The organism is Rhodococcus aerolatus (assembly GCF_054783215.1).
Genome location: NZ_BAAGQZ010000013.1, coordinates 41,418 through 58,750 on the forward strand (window position 1 = coordinate 41,418; position 17,333 = coordinate 58,750).

Annotated in this window: 15 protein-coding genes and 1 tRNA gene; 6 read left to right on the forward strand and 10 right to left on the reverse strand. The window is 74.0% G+C overall.

What is annotated here, in order from left to right:
- Nucleotides 1-115: 115 nt before the first annotated feature.
- From ACYVOF_RS06130 to ACYVOF_RS06145, 4 genes are all read right to left on the reverse strand, one after another.
- Nucleotides 116-859 (reverse strand): ABC transporter permease, encoded by a 744-nt coding sequence (locus tag ACYVOF_RS06130; RefSeq protein WP_460864749.1) that lies wholly within the window; start codon nucleotides 857-859, stop codon nucleotides 116-118.
- An 8-nt stretch (nucleotides 860-867) separates the two neighbouring features.
- Complete coding sequence (locus ACYVOF_RS06135) at nucleotides 868-1,818, reverse strand: DMT family transporter (protein ID WP_460864751.1); 951 nt, start codon at nucleotides 1,816-1,818, stop codon at nucleotides 868-870.
- A complete protein-coding gene (locus ACYVOF_RS06140) occupies nucleotides 1,815-2,477 on the reverse strand; it encodes a DedA family protein (protein ID WP_460864753.1) in 663 nt (220 codons plus the stop codon). Before ACYVOF_RS06140 ends, ACYVOF_RS06135 begins: the two co-directional genes overlap by 4 nt.
- A 129-nt stretch (nucleotides 2,478-2,606) precedes the next feature.
- The gene (locus tag ACYVOF_RS06145) at nucleotides 2,607-2,846 is read right to left on the reverse strand and encodes a hypothetical protein (RefSeq protein WP_460864755.1); all 240 of its coding nucleotides are present in this window, start codon (nucleotides 2,844-2,846) and stop codon (nucleotides 2,607-2,609) included.
- 1,224 nt (nucleotides 2,847-4,070) lie between these two features.
- On the opposite strand from ACYVOF_RS06145, the gene ACYVOF_RS06150 reads away from it, so the two are divergent.
- From ACYVOF_RS06150 to ACYVOF_RS06160, 3 genes are all read left to right on the forward strand, one after another.
- Nucleotides 4,071-4,142, forward strand: a tRNA-Lys gene (locus tag ACYVOF_RS06150).
- Nucleotides 4,143-4,542: 400 nt separating this feature from the next.
- Complete coding sequence (locus tag ACYVOF_RS06155) at nucleotides 4,543-6,363, forward strand: lamin tail domain-containing protein (RefSeq protein ID WP_460864756.1); 1,821 nt, start codon at nucleotides 4,543-4,545, stop codon at nucleotides 6,361-6,363.
- Nucleotides 6,364-6,638: 275 nt separating this feature from the next.
- A complete protein-coding gene (locus ACYVOF_RS06160; RefSeq protein WP_460864758.1) occupies nucleotides 6,639-8,510 on the forward strand; it encodes an alkaline phosphatase D family protein in 1,872 nt (623 codons plus the stop codon).
- Nucleotides 8,511-8,523: 13 nt separating this feature from the next.
- On the opposite strand, the gene ACYVOF_RS06165 is transcribed toward ACYVOF_RS06160, so the two are convergent.
- Complete coding sequence (locus ACYVOF_RS06165) at nucleotides 8,524-8,928, reverse strand: response regulator transcription factor (RefSeq protein ID WP_460864759.1); 405 nt, start codon at nucleotides 8,926-8,928, stop codon at nucleotides 8,524-8,526.
- A gap of 274 nt (nucleotides 8,929-9,202) precedes the next feature.
- Here ACYVOF_RS06165 and ACYVOF_RS06170 point away from each other — a divergent pair, with 274 nt between their 5' ends.
- The 3 genes from ACYVOF_RS06170 (at nucleotide 9,203) to ACYVOF_RS06180 (ending at nucleotide 11,078) form a co-directional block, all read left to right on the forward strand.
- Nucleotides 9,203-9,766 carry a hypothetical protein gene (locus ACYVOF_RS06170; RefSeq protein ID WP_460864761.1) on the forward strand — a complete coding sequence of 188 codons (564 nt, stop codon included), beginning with the start codon at nucleotides 9,203-9,205 and terminating at the stop codon, nucleotides 9,764-9,766.
- A gap of 98 nt (nucleotides 9,767-9,864) precedes the next feature.
- Nucleotides 9,865-10,425, forward strand: a complete 561-nt coding sequence (locus ACYVOF_RS06175; protein WP_460864762.1) for a class F sortase — start codon at nucleotides 9,865-9,867, stop codon at nucleotides 10,423-10,425.
- The gene (locus tag ACYVOF_RS06180) at nucleotides 10,422-11,078 is read left to right on the forward strand and encodes a hypothetical protein (protein ID WP_460864764.1); all 657 of its coding nucleotides are present in this window, start codon (nucleotides 10,422-10,424) and stop codon (nucleotides 11,076-11,078) included. Before ACYVOF_RS06175 ends, ACYVOF_RS06180 begins: the two co-directional genes overlap by 4 nt.
- A gap of 42 nt (nucleotides 11,079-11,120) precedes the next feature.
- On the opposite strand, the gene ACYVOF_RS06185 is transcribed toward ACYVOF_RS06180, so the two are convergent.
- The 5 genes from ACYVOF_RS06185 to pstC all read right to left on the reverse strand — a co-directional run bounded on the left by ACYVOF_RS06185 (nucleotide 11,121) and on the right by pstC (nucleotide 17,240).
- Nucleotides 11,121-12,302 carry a lytic transglycosylase domain-containing protein gene (locus tag ACYVOF_RS06185; protein ID WP_460864766.1) on the reverse strand — a complete coding sequence of 394 codons (1,182 nt, stop codon included), beginning with the start codon at nucleotides 12,300-12,302 and terminating at the stop codon, nucleotides 11,121-11,123.
- Entirely contained in the window at nucleotides 12,299-13,951 is a 1,653-nt protein-coding gene (locus ACYVOF_RS06190) for a substrate-binding domain-containing protein (protein WP_460864768.1), read from the reverse strand. Before ACYVOF_RS06190 ends, ACYVOF_RS06185 begins: the two co-directional genes overlap by 4 nt.
- A 42-nt stretch (nucleotides 13,952-13,993) precedes the next feature.
- Nucleotides 13,994-14,782 (reverse strand): phosphate ABC transporter ATP-binding protein, encoded by a 789-nt coding sequence (locus ACYVOF_RS06195; protein WP_460865009.1) that lies wholly within the window; start codon nucleotides 14,780-14,782, stop codon nucleotides 13,994-13,996.
- A gap of 251 nt (nucleotides 14,783-15,033) precedes the next feature.
- Entirely contained in the window at nucleotides 15,034-16,245 is a 1,212-nt protein-coding gene (pstA, locus tag ACYVOF_RS06200; protein WP_460864770.1) for a phosphate ABC transporter permease PstA, read from the reverse strand.
- On the reverse strand, nucleotides 16,245-17,240 hold the full coding sequence (pstC, locus tag ACYVOF_RS06205) for a phosphate ABC transporter permease subunit PstC (protein WP_460864772.1): 996 nt from the start codon (nucleotides 17,238-17,240) through the stop codon (nucleotides 16,245-16,247). The genes pstA and pstC overlap by 1 nt, the downstream gene beginning before the upstream one ends.
- Nucleotides 17,241-17,333 lie beyond the last annotated feature (93 nt).

Consider the following 17,333-nt stretch of genomic DNA (forward strand, 5'->3'; position numbering starts at 1 on the left):
CAGCAGTCCGCGGGGGCACCGGTGCGGCCAGACCGGCGCGGGAGTCGCCCGGAGCCCCGCCGAGACTTCCTCGCCGCGGGAGAATCCTCCCGACCCCGCGGGCACACCCGCGGGGTCACCGACGCGACACCGCCCCGCGGACCACGAGCTCCACCACCACGACCACCGCTAGCGCCTCCACCAGCAGCAGCGCGACCAGGACGACCAGCTGTACGGCGCCGGCCGCGAGCGGGGTGGCCCCGCCCAGGAGCATCCCGACGAAGGCTCCCGGCAGGGTGACCAGGCCGACCGTGCGGGTCTGGTCGAGCGCAGGCACCAGCGCCCTGGAGGCCGCGTCGCGGCACACCAGCAGCGCCGCGTCCCGCTCGGGGAACCCGAGGCTCAGCGCCGCCTCCAGCTCACCCCGCCGGGAAGCGAGCTCGTCGAGGGCCCGTCCCCCGGCGAGCGTGGTCGCCGTCATCGCACCCCCCAGCAGGATGCCGGACACCGGCACCACGGCGAGCCCCGTCGCCGGCACCACCCCCGAACCGAGGAGCGCACCCACCACCAGGACCGGACCGGCGACCACGGCGAGCCCGACCCGCAGACCCGACCACGAGCCGGTCGTGCGGCGGGCGGAGGTGACGGTGGCTACACCGGCCATGAGCGCGAGGAAGGCGGCGGTCGCGGGCCAGGAACCGACGATGGAGGCCACCAGCAAGGAGACCGCCCCGAGCTGCAGCGCGGCGCGGCCCGCCGCCAGCACCACAGACCGCTCGTGGCCCAGCCCGCCGAGCCACGCGGTGGCGGCGGCGGCCGCGGCCAGCACCGCGACCGCCGCCCAGGTGTGCGGGCCGAGGACGACCAGACCGGTGGACACCGTCGAGCTCAGGAGCGCGGCCGCGGGTCCGCCCGCCGCGCCGGGGGCCGCGGCTGGGGGGCCGCCGTCGGCTCGGGGACGGACCGGGCGTCCTCGGCACCGTTGCGGGCCAGCGCGACCACGGCGACAGAGAGGAGTGCGAGCAGGACCACCGACCCGGCGCCGGCGAGCAACCCCGGACGCACCACCTCCTCGTACACCACGACCCCGATCACGATGCTGGCCAACGGGTCCACTGCAGACGTCGCCGGGAGGCTCGCCGAGAGGGGACCGGCCTGGAACGCCAGCTGGTTGATGATCAACCCGGCCGCGCCCAACACGACCAAGGTCGGCAGCTGCCAGCTGACCAGGACGGCGAGTGGACCGCCGGAGGCCAGGGTGGTGAGCGCCTTGATCAACGCGGCTGTGGCGGCGTAGATGGTTCCCGCCGCCGCGCCCAGGAACGCCGCCGAGCGGGCAGCAGCGCCACCGCGGCGCCCGATGGCCACGCACGCCGCCGTCAACCCGAGGCCCACGACCCCCACCATCAGGGCCGAGACCCGGTCGACGGGCTCCGGCGGCCCGGACGGTGACGCCGTCCCGGACAGCAGCAGGAACCCCGCCAAGCTCACCACCAGGACGACGGCCCAGCCGAGCTCGGAGGGGCGCAGCCGCCGGTGGGTGAGCTGGCGCAGCAGCAGCGCGAACAACAGTCCCGAGACCAGCAGCGGCTGGACCACGGCCAGCGCACCCAGACGGAGCGCCGTCACCTGCAGGCTCAGCGCAACCACGTCGGCACCGATCCCGGCCAGCCAGAACGGGTGCCGCACGGTTGCGGCGGCCAGCCGTCGGACCGACCCTGCCGTGGTCCGGGCCTCGTGGGGGATCCGTCCTGCGCTGACGTGCTTCAGTGTGGACGAGGTGGCAAACGCAGCCGCGGCGCCGAGGCTCGTCGCGACCACGAGTCCGGTCGAGGTCACGATGACGCGGCGGGGGGCGGGTCCTGCCGCGGTCGGCGAGCGCGGGAGCGCGACACCTCCAGCGCCACGGGAACCAGCGAGACGACGACGATGACCGCGATTATCGGCAGCAGGTACCGGTCGACGTTCGGGATGCGGCTGCCCAGCACGTAGCCGGCCAGGGTGACGCCCAGCGACCAGACGAGACCACCGACGACCTGCCACACCGCGAAGGTGCGGGCCGGGACGCCGAGTGCACCGACCAAGGGGTTCATGACCGTGCGGACCAGCGGGATGAACCTCGCCAGGACGATGGCCTTGCCGGTGCCGTAGTGCTCCAGCGCCTCCCCGGCACGGACCGCGGCCTGCTGCAGGCGCGGCCGGTCGGGCCGGCGCAGCAGCGCCGGACCCGTTCGCGCCCCGATCGTGTACCCCACCTGGGCCCCGAGGAGCGCTCCGGCTGCAGCAGCGGCGAGCACGACCGGCAGGGAGAGGTGCAACGTCGAGGTGGCCGAGGTGGTGCACAGCAGGCCCGCGGTGAACAGCAGCGAGTCACCCGGCAGGAAGAACCCGATCAGCAGGCCCGTCTCGGCGAACAGCACCAGGAACACCCCGAGGGCGCCGAGGCTGGAGAGCAGGCTCTGCGGGTCGAGCGGGTTGAGAGCCAGGTTCGTGAGCATGGCGGTGCGTCCTCCGGGACAGGATCGGGTCGATGCGCGGGGCTCGGAAGGGCGTCGACCACCGCAAGTGCGGTACGACTGTGCCAACCTCATGCTGAGAACACGCTGAACGACGTGCTCGCAATGAATTCACCGGGTGGAAAACTCGCCGCGTCGGCGTGCGATGGCGTCGGTGACGGCGCGGGCGGCGGCGTGTCCGGGTCCGTTCAGGGCGGTCTGGGCGGCGGCCCGGTGGGCGGGGGCCTCCCGGCGGTGCCGGGCCTGCTCGGCCTTACGTCGCTGCGCGAGGGCGTAGTCCGCGGCGCGGTGGGCGTCCAACGCGAGGGCGGGCCGGGTGGCCAGGTCGGTGCGGGTGAGCAGCCAGGACAAGAACCCGACCGGCCGGTCGGGCCGTGGGGGTATGACCCGGCCGGCCCGAAGGTGCGCGTTCAGCAGCTCGTTGAGGTCCGCCGCGGTCCACCCGTGCCGTGCGGGGAGGGCAAGCAAGCCCGACCAGGCCGCGGGAGAGACCGTGCGGGCCCAGCGGGGGGCTCGGGGGTGGTTGAGCCAGGCGGCGGCGAGGGCGTAGCCCCCGCCGTCCACCCGCCGCCGTGTTCGTCGGGCCGAGGGAGAGCTTCCTCGCGTCCTGTCTTCGGTAGAAACCCCGGTTCCAACCAGGGTGGGGGGACCAACAGAACCACTGCGTGGTGGGGTGCCACCTGTCGAGCACTGCGCAGCAACGACAACCGCCCCCGCTCCCCCACTCACCGCTAGGACACCGGTCGTGTCGTCGACGGGGTGGGTGCGGCTGGGGTGCAGCGCGTATACCGCGGTCCACCCGCGGGCCCGGTCCCCCCGCCACCACGACGCCATCCGCTCCACCAGGGTGCGGGACCGGCCGGGCGCGACCTCGGTGGCCAGCCCGGCCAGGCGCAGGAACGTCCGCACCCGGCTCACCGTGCGCCGCCCCACCCCCGCCGCCGCCATCAGGCCTGTCAGCTGACCCGCCGCCCCCAGGCGGGGCCGGGAGCTGCGCCCCGTCGCGTGGTCCGCCACCCCCGCATGAGTGGCCGCGACCGCCAGGACCGCGTCTAAGGACACCCCACCCCCGGTGGCGCTCACCAAGGCGGGACGCAGCAGCACGTAGTGCCGCAGGTACACCCGGCGGACGTGGTCGACCCACCGGTCCGCACTCCACCAGCACGCCACCCGGCAGTACGCGTCGGCGGGCAGCTCGCGTCGCAACCTCGACCGGGCAGCCCCGGCCCGCAAGAAGGTCGAGGCAGTTTCCGGGCGGTTCAAACAATGGTCTTCAACGGTGTCAGGGCAGCAGCTACCCTGGAACGTGGCAGGCACGCCAGGTCCCCTCTCGGGATCGAGCAGGTCACGCGAGCGGTCACTCGCGTCGTGGTTCCGAAGGCCCGTCCCGGCAAGGACGGGCCTTCGTCACGGACCGCTAAGGCGGCGCCACCACCCGCCCACCAGCCGGCAGCGAGCGGGTCGTCATGGCCACGTCACGCCACCGCGGTGGGGCACATTTGTGGCACACACCCACCACCAGCAGCACACCCCGACACCCACCAACACACACCATCGACGCAGGTCGTGAGGCTCGGGACCCCCTGCGCTGCAGGGTCTCGGGGACTTTTAATCCGCGGGTTGTGGGTTCGATCCCCACGGGGCCCACTGACCATCGCCGCAGGTCAGGACGGGTGCGACACCACCACGGAGGTGGCGCGAAGGCCACCGCAGAGGTCGATGTGGCACATCGGGGCACATCTCACGGCGCCTCACCACGACCTGATAACTACCGCTGTCATGCATGAAGGTGACCGTGACGTCCGAGGTCCGCGCTGAAATTGCACGCGGTCGCCGGGCCCCTGGGATGTACCGCCCCCACCCATCACCGGGCGGAACACCTCGACCGGCCACCGCACTGGTCGGTGACGCCACCCGCCGGACCCGAGTCCCACACCTGAACTCTCCCGGAACTTGTCGCAGGGTTCACCCGGAGTTCGGTTGGCTGGGCGAGGCTCCCGGCACGCTGCCACCTCCGCGCAGCGTGTCCTCACTGAGAGCAGGTCCCGTGGCCCCGTCCCCCCGCCGACTGCTGGCCGGCCTCGCCGGGCTCGCCGTCGTCGCCTCGACCGGGCTCGTGCTCGGCGCCGCACCCGCGCTGGCCGCCACCGGCACGGTCGTCATCAACGAGGTCGAGTCCTCCGGCGGCACCCCCGGTGACTGGGTGGAGCTGCTCAACACCGGGGGCGCCCCGGTCGACATCTCGGGCTACGTCGTCACCGACAACGCCCCCACCGACCCGACCCACCAGTACCGGGTGCCGGCGGGCACCGTGCTGGCCACCGGGTCCTTCTTCGTCGTCGACACCGATACCACCGCGCCCGGTTTTGGCCTCGGCAGCGCGGACAGTGCAAACCTGTTCCTGCCGGACGCGCAGACACTGCTCGACACCTACTCCTGGACCGCGCACGCCACCACCACCTACGGCCGCTGCCCCGACGGGACGGGCGCGTTCACCACCACCGCCGCCTCGACGAAGGGCGGGCCCAACGCCTGCGGCACCACCCCCGCCCCGACACCCGCCGACCCCTGGCCGGGCGGCCAGGCGGTGTCCACCGCGGACGTGGCGAACCAGCTGGGCGGCAACGTCAGCGGCCTGGCCTACGAGAAGGGCACCGCAGGTGCGCCGGACGTGCTGTGGGCGGTGCAGAACGGGCCCAGCACGCTGTTCCGGCTGCTCTTCAACGGCGCCACCTGGACGCCCGACACCGCCAACGGGTGGGCCGCGGGCAAGGTCCTGAACTACCCCGACGGGACCGGTGACCCCGACGCCGAGGGCGTCACCCTCGTCAACGGTAGCTCGGCGACCGGGGTCTACGTCTCCACCGAACGCAACAACGAGGCGAACACGGTGAGCCGGCCCGAGGTGCTGCGGTTCGACGTCAGCGGCACCACCACCGCGCTGTCGGCGACGACGGAGTTCAACCTCACCCCCGACCTGCCGGTGGTGGGACCGAACCTCGGCCTCGAGGCCGTCACCTGGGTGCCCGACACCGCCTTGGTCGCCAAGGGTCTGCGCGACGCGACCACCGGCGCGCCCTACACCCCCGCGACCTACCCGGGTCACGGCGACGGGTTGTTCTTCACCGGTCTCGAGGCCGACGGCATCGTCCGCGCCTACGCCCTCGACACGAACGGCAGCTACACCCGGGTGGCGACCTTCCCCAGCGGCTTCCCCGGTGTGATGGACCTCGAGTGGGAGCCGGAGACCTCGCTCTTGTGGGCGGCGTGCGACGACACCTGCGCCGGGCGCACCACCACCCTCGACGTCGGCAGCACCGGCAGCTTCGGGGTCGCCGCCACCTATGAGCGGCCCACCGGGATGCCGAACCTCAACAACGAGGGCTTCGCCATCGCCCCGCAGTCCTCCTGCGTGGCGGGGGTCAAGCCGGTGTTCTGGTCCGACGACTCCAACACCGACGGGCACGCCCTGCGCACCGGGACCCTGCGATGCACCCCGCTCGACACCTCGGCCCCGACCAACCTCATCACCACCGTCGACGCCCCGCGGACCGTCACCCCGAGCGCGGAGTACACCGCCACCGTCACGGTCCGCAACACCGGCTCCACCCCCGCCGGTCGGACCACGGTGACGGCGCTGACGATCGGCGCCGGCACCGTGATCAGCGCACCGGGCGGCGACGTGACCGGCCCCCTGGTCACCTTCACGACCCCCGGTGTGGCCGCCGGGGACAGCGTGGTGCGCCCGGTGGTGCTCCGCGCCCCCGCCGGACCCTCCTTCGGGGTGACCGGTGCGGTGGCCGGGTCCGTCACCCCCGACCCCCGACTGCTGGACAACCTCGCTCTCGCCCCGGTGATCACCCGCTGACGCCCTGCCCGCTGCCCTCCCGTCCGGGCCGGGCGCCAAGAATTTGGTGGGGTGAGTACCCCCGACGATCCTCGGGCCGGGATGTGGTGCCCGATTGCTGCAATCCCGGCCACCCGAGGCCGGACGTCCGGCGGGGCCCCTACCTGGCGGACAGTGCTCGGCCGCCGTGCGCCGCTGGAGCCCGCTGTCGCGGTGGACAGCGGACGGGTGGGCTCCGATCGGTGTTCATCCCGACCGCTCCTGGTGTTCACCTCCTCACGGCACTGTCGGCGTCCGTGAGCACCGCCACCCCCAGCCGTCGCACCCTCCTCAAGTCCGCCGCCGTCGCGGCGGCCGCGATCGCCGTCCCGGTCCGCTTCTTCGACGCCGAGGCCGCGGCTGCGCCCGCGTCCCGGGGGATCTTCGGTTACGGCGTGGCCAGCGGGGACCCGACCGGGGACGCGGTGGTGATCTGGACTCGCGCGACCCCGCCGTCACGGCCCGGTCGACCCGTCGCCGCCCCGGGCAGCGGTCTCGGTGACCCTGTCGAGGTGGCGTGGGAGCTGGCGGCCGACAGCAGCTTCCGGCGGGTGGTGCGCCGGGGGCAGGTGCGCACCTCGCCCGTCAGCGACCACACGGTCAAGGTCGACGTCCGCGGCCTGAGCCCGTACACCCGCTACTACTACCGGTTCCGCAGCCGCGGCGAGACCAGCCCTGTCGGACGCACCAGCACCGCGGGCGACGAGCCGGGCCGAGTCCACGCGCTGCGGCTGGCGCTGGTGAGCTGCTCCAACTACACCGGCGGGTACTTCAGCGCCTACCGCGCCATCGCGAAGCGCTCCGACCTGGACTTCGTGCTGCACGTCGGCGACTACGTCTACGAGTACGGCAACGGGGCGGACCGCTACGGCCCGTCCGCGCTGCGCGGCGTGCGTGACTCGCAGCCGGCCACCGAGACGATCGACCTGGCGGGCTACCGGCTGCGCCACGCGCTGCACAAGGCCGACCCCGACTGCCAGGCCGCGCACGCCCAGCACGCGTGGATCACCGTCTTCGACGACCACGAGGTGGCCAACAACGCCTGGCGGCTGGGCGCGGAGAACCACAGCCCGGGCACGGAGGGAGACTTCCTGAGCCGCCGCGACCAGGCCTATCAGGCCTACCTGGAGTGGCTGCCGTTCCGGCTGCCCGAGCAGCGCCGCGTTCCCCACCAGGGAACCCGCTTCTTCAAGCGGTTCAGCTTCGGTGCCCTCGGGGACCTGTCAGTGCTCGAGACCCGCCAGAACCGCAGCGAGCAGGTCGATTACGCCCCTTACGGCACCCACGACGGCGGCTTCATCCCCGACACCGACCCCGCCACGAACGCTCGGTTGGCTGACCCGTCGCGTCACCTGCCTGAGCCCGAGCAGCTGCGCTGGCTGCAGGACGGGGTGGCGGCCCCGACCGGCCCCTGGCACCTCGTCGGCAACCAGGTCGTCCTCGCCCCGGTGCGCTTCCCCGGGTCCACCGTGGGCCGGCCGGGGACTCCCACGGCGCTGAACTCCGACCAGTGGGACGGCTACCAGGCCGACCAGGCGGCGGTGATCCGCCACCTGGGTGCGCAGCCGGCGTCGGCCGGTGACGTCGTCGTGCTCACCGGGGACATCCACTCCTCGTGGGCCATCGACATCCCCGCCGACCACCCGACCTACCCGACGACGGGTGCGTCGGTCGGCGTCGAGATCGTGTGTCCCTCGGTCACCAGCGACGGCTTCTACGAGGCCGTGTCGGGCGCGCTGCAGGGACAGCCGACGGAGACGGTCGTCGCCGCCACGCGCGGGGTCACCGCCGCGGTGCAGACCCGCTCGCCCTGGGTGCGCTACCTCGATGGGGTTGGGCACGGCTTTACCGTCGTCGACGTCACCCCGGCCCGGGTGCAGGCCGACTTCTACCTGACCCCGACTCCCACGAGCGCGCTGCCGGACCCCCGCGTGGTGCCCACCGGCGTCGAGCCCGCATTGGCCCGCAGCTGGCAGACCCTCGCGGGCAGCCGTCGGGTGGTGCCCGCGGTCGGGCCGATCGGCCCGCGGGCCGACGAGCCCCGCGCGGCTGTCCTGGGTCGAGACGGCCGGGAGGACGACGGGGCCGGTCGGTCGCGCGCGGGCCTCGACCGCGGGGACGACGGCTGAGCCGTCGGGACGTCTACTGCGACGGTCGGGACGCACCCTCGTCAGCCGGCAGGGCCTCACGTCGGACGGGCAGGACCGCGCGCAACGCCGTCACCAGCGCGCGGCCGGTGTGGGGCACGGCCAGGAAGGCGTCGGCGCCCGCGGCACGGGCGCGAGCCTCTGCGTCGACCGGGTCCTCGGACGACACCACGACGACGGGCACGGCCGACTGCTCCCGGATCCGGCGGCACACCTCGGTGCTGTCGAGGTCCGGCACACCGGTGTCGATCACGACGACGTCGGCGCCGACGAGGTGGAGTGACGACATCGCTTCCTCGGCGCCGGCGACGAAGGTGGGTTCAAACCCGGCTCGCCGCAGCAGGATGCGCAACGCCCCGGCCACGACGGCATCGTTCTCGACGACGAGCACCCGCACCATGCGCAGAACGCTAGGCCACTCGGCGCTCGTGATCGAGAGACGAACGCGACACTCACACCGGGTGAGCGCGTCCCGCCGTGCCGGTGACCACCCCGGGGTCCCACCCGCCGAGGCCGCAACCCGCCCCGGTCAGCGACCCGGCGCCCGTCGTGCGCAGGACATCTTCTGTTCTCCCCCCGGGACCGCCACGTCGATAGCGTCCATCGCGTAGTCAGCGGCCGTCGGTGCTGACGCACGCCCCCTCCCCCGCCCGTGGTCCCCAGGAGACGTCCCCATGCGTTGTCGCCAGCTCCTCGTCGGTCTCGCCCTGCTCACGCTCCCGGCCGTGCCGCTGGCCGGGACGGCCGCGGCGCAGACGACGACCACCCCCGTGACGACCACGAGCGCCCCGGCGTCGACCAGCACGTCCCCGACCACGGTGAGCGTGACCTGCCCGACGTCGACCCCGGCGGCCACGGTCGGCGCGGCTGCGACGTCCTCGTCCGCCGCCACCACCACGACGACGCCGAAGACCACCACCACTACCACCACCACGGTCGCCGCCGCCGGCACCACCACGACGAGCGCACCGACCACGACCACGAGCGGCGTGGCCGCGGCGGCCTCCAGCTCGGCGGCTGCAGTCACCTCAGCCGCGACCCAGCTGTGCGATGACGTCTCCGCCGCCGCGGCGCCCGGGTCCGACCAGCAGGTCGCCACCAAGCCGGCGGGCGGTGTCGACACCGGCGACGGCTCGAGCCCCACCGGCCCTGCCGCGGCACTGGCCCTCGCGGGAGGTCTCGTCGTGCTCGTGGGCGGCGCGGCGGCGACCACGCGCCACCGCCGACGCGCCGGCTGAGCGTGACCGCGCGCCGGCTGCGGGCTGCAGCCTGCGGCGCCGCCCTGCTTGTGACGGTCTCGACGGGCTGTGGTCGCAGCGACGTCAACCGGGTCGGGGTGGCGGCCGCCGGCGACGCGCCCAGCGTCATGGCCCCGGGCCCGACGGTGCCCGCACAGCTGCCGACGGCCCCGCCGCCGCGCACCGCCGCGGTCGCCCCCGCCCTGGACCCCTCGGACCCGGTGCGGATCGAGCTCCCGACGCTGGGGGTGACCTCAGCGGTGATGGCGCTGGGTCTCAACCCGGACGGCAGCCTGCAGGTCCCGCCCGGGGCTTACCCGGCCGGGTGGTACGCCGGCGGGCCCACCCCGGGCGCCCTGGGCCCCGCAGTCGTCGCCGCGCACGTCAACTGGGACGGCCAGGACGGGGTCTTCGCCCGCATCTCTCAGCTCGCCACGGGCGATCCCGTGCGGATCACCCGGGCGGACTCGTCGGTGGTGACGTTCTCCGTGGACCGGGTCGACCAGTACCCCAAGGACCGCTTCCCCACCGACGCCGTGTACGGCAACATCGACCACGCGGGGCTGCGCCTCATCACGTGCGGCGGTGTCCTCGACACCACTGCGCACAGCTACCTCGACAACATCGTGGTCTACGCGAGCCTGACCGTGGCGTCGTGACCCGCCGGTGGGTGGGCGCCCCCTGCGGAGTCCTCGCCGTCGTCCTCGCGTCCGTCCTCGCCGGGTGCGCCGCGGGACCGCCGCAGCCGCTGCCCGTCGTCGCCTCGGCGACGCAGCCCCGGAACACCGCGGTCACGACCCCGCCCACCAGCACCGCGGTGGCGTCCAGCACGACGGCCCCCGCAGCGACCACCCCGGCCCCGCCGCCGACCACCGCGCGAGGCAACGTCACCCTCGACCTCGGCCGTCCTGCGGTCGGCCGCGCGGGGGACCGGGACGCCGGGTGGACGGTGACGGTCGAGGACGTGACGGCGCGGCCGCCGTGCCCGGAGGTCGCAACCCGCGGGCAGCTGCTCGCCGCCCGGGTGCGGCTGGACACCACCCCCGGCTACGACAGCACCCAACCCGCGCCCCCGGCGCTGTCCGACCTGACGGTGGTCTCCCCCGACGGGACGGTCACCGGGGGCCTCGACACCAGTCCCGCCCGCAGCTGCGACCCGGGCTCGGAGCGGGCCCCCGCCAGCGTGCGACCCGGTGCGAGCTACACCTTCACCGTCGTGCTGGACTCCCCGGTCGCGGCCGGAATGCTCGCTTACCACCCGGACACCCAGCCCACTGGCTGGGAGTGGCCGTTCCCCCGGGCCGAGGGCTAGACCGCGCGGCGGCGACGCGCTGAGGCAGGGCCGGTGCCCGGCTCAGCCGGTGGGACCCGGGGTCCCCGGACCCGCCGACACCGCCGGCGACGCGGCACCGGGGCTGGGGGGCGCCGACGTCGGCGCCGCCGCGGGTGCCGGAGTGGTCGCCGGTGCCGGATTGGTCGCCGGTGCAGGGGCCGGCACCGTGCGCGGTGCGGGAATGGGCACGGGTGCGGGTGTCGGGGTGACCTGGGTCGGGGCGGCGGGGGGCGCGCCCGTTGGCGGGGTCGGGTTGACCGTCGGTGCGGAAGCCGGCGCGACCGACGGCGCAGGAGCCGCGGCCGTCGCGGGGGCGGGCACCGGCCCGAGCTCGGACGCGGTCGGCTCGACCCCGCGGGCGTAGGCGGCCGACCAGGCCAGCACGTTGCTCACGTAGGCGTCGGAGTTGTTGTAGCGGTACACCGCGGTGCGGGCCTGCGCCGGGTCGGCGACGTCGAGCCCGCCCGAGCACAGGTAGCGGCCGGCCCCCAGGGAGGCGTCGTAGACGTTGTTCGGGTCGACGACGCCGTCGCCGTTGCCGTCGGCGCCGTAGACCGCCCACGTGCCGGGGATGAACTGCATGGGCCCGACGGCCCGGTCGTAGCTGGTGTTGCCGTCCAACCGGCCGCCGTCGGTGTCGCGGACGACCCCGTCACCGGGGTTGGCGCCGTCGAGCACCGGGCCGAGGATCGGGCCCAGGGTGGTGCCTGCCGCGTCGACCCGGCCGCCGGAGGCGTGCCCGGACTCGATGCGCCCGATGCCGGCGAGCAGGTTCCACGTCATGTGGCAGCCGGTGGTGGAGGCCGCGAGCTCGTCCGCGACCTTCCGGTAGGCCACGAGCACCGCACCCGGGATGCCCAACGGCCCCGACGGCAGCTCGAGCAGCGCGCCCGGGGGGACCACCGCGCCCGGCGCGGCGGTGGGGTGGGGTGCGAGCACAGGCACGGCGGCGGGCGCGGCCGGCAGCGACGCCGGGGTCGCCGGGGCGGCGGCCGCTACCGCGGCCATGACCTCGCCACCGCGGGCCGTGGGCACGGGGAGCACGCGCTGGGGCGGCGCCGCCCCGGCCGAGGACACGGCGTGCGCGACGCCGACGCCCCCGGTCAGCACCACCATCGCGGTGCCGAGGGCGACGGCGGGCCGACTGAGCAGGTCACGTGCCGCCACCCACCGCCGCGGCCGCACCCCGCCCTCCGCCCTCACGCCCGCTCCTGTCGCGCGCGCAGCCGACGGCGCAGCAGCGACAGGCCGATGGGGACCGCGAGCGCGAGGGTGACGACGACGACGGGCCAGCTGCCCAGCGCCTCTGGCAGCAGCGCGCTCAACGCCCGGGGATCGACCTTGCGGTAGGTGCTGGGGTCGCTGCCGCCGCCCGCGGCGTCGTCCGCGCCCTGGGCCGTCGCCGCCGCGGCCGGGGCGCCGGAGGCCCCCGCTGCCCCCGCGGCACCGCCCGCACCCCCGGCCCCGGCCCCCGCCGGCCCGGGTCCCCCCGCGCCGCCGGCACCGGCTGCCGCAGACGCACCGCCCGGGCCGCCGCCCCCGCCGGCGCCCAGCGCGCTGGCCCCCCCGCTGGATCCCCCCGCTGCGGCACCGCACAGGAAGGGGTCGCACGGGCTGCTCGCCCCCGCGCCGAGGCTGCCGGAGAACCGCGGGTTCGCGCAGTTGCCCGCGTTGAGCTGCTGCACGGGCTGACCGGTCAGCCGGCCGACCGAGTTGGCCATCTCCTGGGACAGGTTGGGCGGCAACGGCGAGTAGCCGAGGTTGGCCATCGTCGACTGCCCGCCGCAGGCGATGTAGCTCATGAACCCGGCCAGGGTCGTCGTCTTGCCCGGGTCGGAGTACGGACCGGCGCAGGTGCTGTAGCCGTTCGAGCACTGGGTGACCAGGTAGGAGTAGGCAGAGATGGCGTAGGCGCCCTGCCGGCCGCTGCCGTAGACCCCCGACAGGTCCTGGCTCAGGTCGGGCCGCAGCCGGGCGTCCTCGAGCGCGACGGAGATGTTCTCGGCGTAGGGGAGCACGTAGCCCCCGCTCGCGTTCTGCACCCAGGCGGTGGGCACCTGGAACTTCTTGGCGTAGCCGAACTCGTCGAACGCGATGGAGTTCGCCCCGATCCCGTCGTTGGCCACGAACTGGGCGATCTGCTCGGAGTCGTTGAACGTGGTGACCTTGGCGCCGAGGGCCGCGGCCTGGCAGTTGTTCACCACGTTGACCGGCCGGATGGCTGCGCTGCCCTGGCAGTTCGCGCCGAACCAGGACGTGTAGGCACCCCCCAGGGTCTGCGCGACGAAGTCGTAGAACAGCGCCGTGGTCCCCGAGTCACCCCCGCGGTGGACCACGTTGATCGGCGCCGAGGGGAAGACGATGCCCCGGTTGGACGCGCTGATCGCCGGGTCGGACCAGTTGGTGATCTGCCCGATGTAGATCTTCGCGATGGTGTCGCGGGTGAGGTGCAGGTAGTCCACCTTGTTCCCCGACGCCTCGTGCAGGTTGTACATGATCGCGGTGGCTCCGGCGACGTCCGGGACGTACTGGAACCCCCGGGGCGGGTTGGGGGCGTTGACCGAGGCGTACTCGGCCTCCGTGCCGGCGAAGTCGGCCTGGCCGCCCGCGAACTGGCTCAGCCCGGTCGGGCTCCCCGACGGGGTGTAGTTGACGGCGAACCCCTGGGTCTGCGCCTGGGAGATCCACTGCCGGATGGCGATCGCGGCGTAGGTGGACCCGGAGCCGATGGCCTGGCTGCCGACCGCGGAGGCGGGCTGGCCGGCCGCCACCGCCAGGGTGACGGGGAGCAGGGCGACGACGAGCAGCCGACGCAACAGCCGCCACGAGCGGGCGCGGGGGTCGCGGACCATCAGGTGAGCCTCTCGGGTGCTGGGGGTGGGTCACGTCCGGCGTCAGCCGAAGACGCCGTTGACGTAGTCGTCGGTGCGCGGGTCCTCGGGGCTGCCGAAGATGGTCTCGGTCTCGCCGTGCTCGACGACGACGCCCGGCTGGTTCTCCGCGGCCAGGAAGAAGGCGCAGTAGTCGGAGACCCGTTGGGCCTGCTGCATGTTGTGGGTCACGATGATGACGGTGATCTCCTCGCCGATCTCGGCGATCGTCTGCTCGATGCGCCGCGTCGAGGTCGGGTCCAGCGCGGAGCACGGTTCGTCCATGAGCAGCACGTTGGGCCGCACCGCGAGCGAGCGGGCGATGCACAGCCGCTGCTGCTGGCCCCCGGAGAGCGCCCCGCCCGGGGTGTCGAGCCGGTTGCGGACCTCCTTCCACAGACCCGCGCGCTGCAGGCTCAGCTCGACGAGGTCGTCGCGCTGCCGGGTGCGGATGCCGCCGAGCTTGAGCCCGGCGAGCACGTTCTCGCGGATGCTCATCGCCGGGAACGGGTTCGGCTTCTGGAACACCATGCCGATCCGGGCCCGGACGTGCTGCGCGCGCATCGTGCTGGCGTAGATGTCTTCGCCGTCGAGCCGGACCTCGCCCGCGAGCTGCGCGGCGGGAACCAGCTCGTGCATCCGGTTGAGGATGCGCAGGAAGGTCGACTTGCCGCAGCCCGACGGCCCGATCAGGGCGGTGACCTTGTTGGCCGGCATCCGCAGGTTCACGTCCTCCAGGACGAGCCGGCTGCCGAACCAGGCGTGCACGCCCACCGCGTCGATCGTCGCCGCCCCCGGGGGCGGGGCGCCCACGAGGGTGATCGGCCCGACCTGGCGGGTACCCTCGGGCACCTCCGGCTCGGCCGCGAGCTCCGGGTCCGGCTCGAGGCCGTAGGGGTCCTGGTGGGTCAGCAGGGCCGTGTCGTGGCCACCGTTGTCGCGTCGCCCCGGCTCCGACCAGAGCCCGGTGTCCATGGCGGGGCCGTCGTCGACGAGGACGTCGTGGACGTCGGTGTCCTCGACGGCGTCGCGGTCACCGGACGTGCCGTGCTGGGTGCTGCTGCTCACCGTGGGCTCCTGGTTCGGGTGCGGCGCAAGACGCGTGTCAGGCGGGACGAGCCGGCTCGGCCGGCGAGGCGTGCGATCACGAACAGCACCAGCACCACCAGGATGAGGACCACCGCGCCGACGTAGCCGCGGTCGCTCTCGGTCTGCTGGGCGGACTTGATGAAGCGGTAGACGTAGAGCGGCAGGCTTTCCTGCGGCCCGGCGACCGGGTTGGCGTTGAGCAGGCTGTTGCCGAAGGAGGTGAACAGCAGGGGCGCGGTCTCGCCGACGATGCGAGCCAGGCCGAGGACGACGGCGGTGGTGATGCCGCTGCGCGCGGTGGGCAGCACGACGCTCCACACGGTGCGGCTGCGCGACGCCCCCAGGGCCAGCGACGCCTCGCGGAGCCCGTCGGGCACGAGCCGCAGCACCACGTCGACCGTCCGGGTCACGGTGGGCAGCATGATGATCGACAGCGCGAGGGACGCCATGAGCCCGTTGAAGTTGAACACCGGTGAGTCGACGGGCTTGGACACGATGAGCGCGGCGTAGATGAACAGACCGGCCACGATGGATGGCAGTCCCGACATGGCGTCGACCACGATGCGCACCGGCCGACGCAACCTCGAGCGGGTCTCGTTGAGGAACACCGCGGTCGCGACACCCAGGGGCAGCACGACCAGCAGCGCCATGCCCGCCTGCTCGAGGGTGCCGACGATGGCGTGCAGCGCCCCGCCCTCGGTGGCGGGCTGGTCGGGCGTGATGCCGGCGAGGTCGTGGGTGAAGAAGCCGGGCCGCAGGTTCGGCAGGCCCCGCGCCATGACGTAGAGGACCAGGCTCGCGAGCGGGGCGACGAGCAGCCCCGCTCCGGTGATGACGACCACCTGCGCGATGCGATCGCGGGCCCCGCGCGTGCCGTTCTGCTCGACAGTCACCACGGTGAGCAGGAGCAGGAACACGACGTAGCCGAGGGCTAGGTCGGCCACCCAGCCCGGCGACGAGGCGAGCACGCCGAACACGAGCTCGACCAGCAGGGCCGACGCGACCGCGCACCCGACCATCCCGGCGACGTCGTTCGTCTGCCACTCCGCGGGCCGCCGCGGCGGCGGCAGCACCCGGGCCGCGGCCGCCTCGGGCGGGGGGGTGGTCGCGCTCGCCGGGGCGCCGGGCGGCGGCGGGGTGGTCGGGCTCGCCGTCGCCGCGGGCGGACGGGGGTCGAGGGCGGTCATCAGTCGACCCCCGCCCCGGAGCGGCTGCGGCTGATGACCACCGAGGCGATGAAGTTGGTGACGAGGGTGAAGCCGAACAGCACGAGACCGGCGGCCAGTAGCCCGTTCAGCGCGATCCCGGACGCCCCGTTGTTGTTCGCGATGTAGCCGGCGATGGTCGACCCGCCGTACTGGAAGACGTGGACCGCCACGGTGGGCAGCTGGGGCAGCAGCAGCGAGACCGCGATGGTCTCGCCCAGCGCGCGGCCGAGGCCGAGCATCGAGCCGCCGATGATTCCGCCGCGGCCGAAGGGCAGGACGACCGTCCGGATCATGTCGAACCGGGTGGAGCCCAGCGCGAGCGCCGCCTCCTTCTCCCCGGGTGGCGTCTGGGCGAAGACCTCGCGCACGATCGAGGTGATGATCGGCAGCGTCATCAGCGAGACGACGAGACCCGCTATGAAGTAGCTCGATATGTACTGCGCGCCCTGCTCGACGCGGAACAGCGGGATGAACCCGAGCGCGTCGGACAGGAACTGCGAGACGGGCACGATCTTGGTCGAGAGGAACGCGAACCCCCACAGGCCGTAGAGGAGGCTGGGGATCGCCGCCAGCAGGTCCACCAGGGCGATCATCGCGCCGCGCAGCCGGTCCCCGGCGTACTGGGTGATGTAGAGCGCCGTCAGCACGCTGATCGGGATCGCGATCGAGACGGCGATGACGGCGACCACCACGGTGCCCAGCAGCAGCCCGAGCACCCCCAGCACCGGGGGGGTCGCCAGGGCGTTGAACGCGACCGTCGTGAAGAAGGCGAAGCCCGACGTCGCGAAGGCGGGAGAGGCCTCCTTGGCCAGGAACACCGCGATGAGGGCCAGCAGGGCCAGCACGACGGCCCCGGCCCCGGTCGCCCCGATGCGGAACACCGAGTCCGCACGGCTCGGGTTGTCCGGCAGCGCCCTCGGGGACGCCGCGGCGGGCGTCGGGCCCGGCCCGGGCGGCCGCTCGGTCGTCGTCATGGGTCGGGGCGCTCCTCGGTGTCGCGGTGTGGTCGCGCGCGGTCCGCGCAGCGACGGGCTGGGGCCAGGGCCCCGACGGCGTCGAAGGTAGGG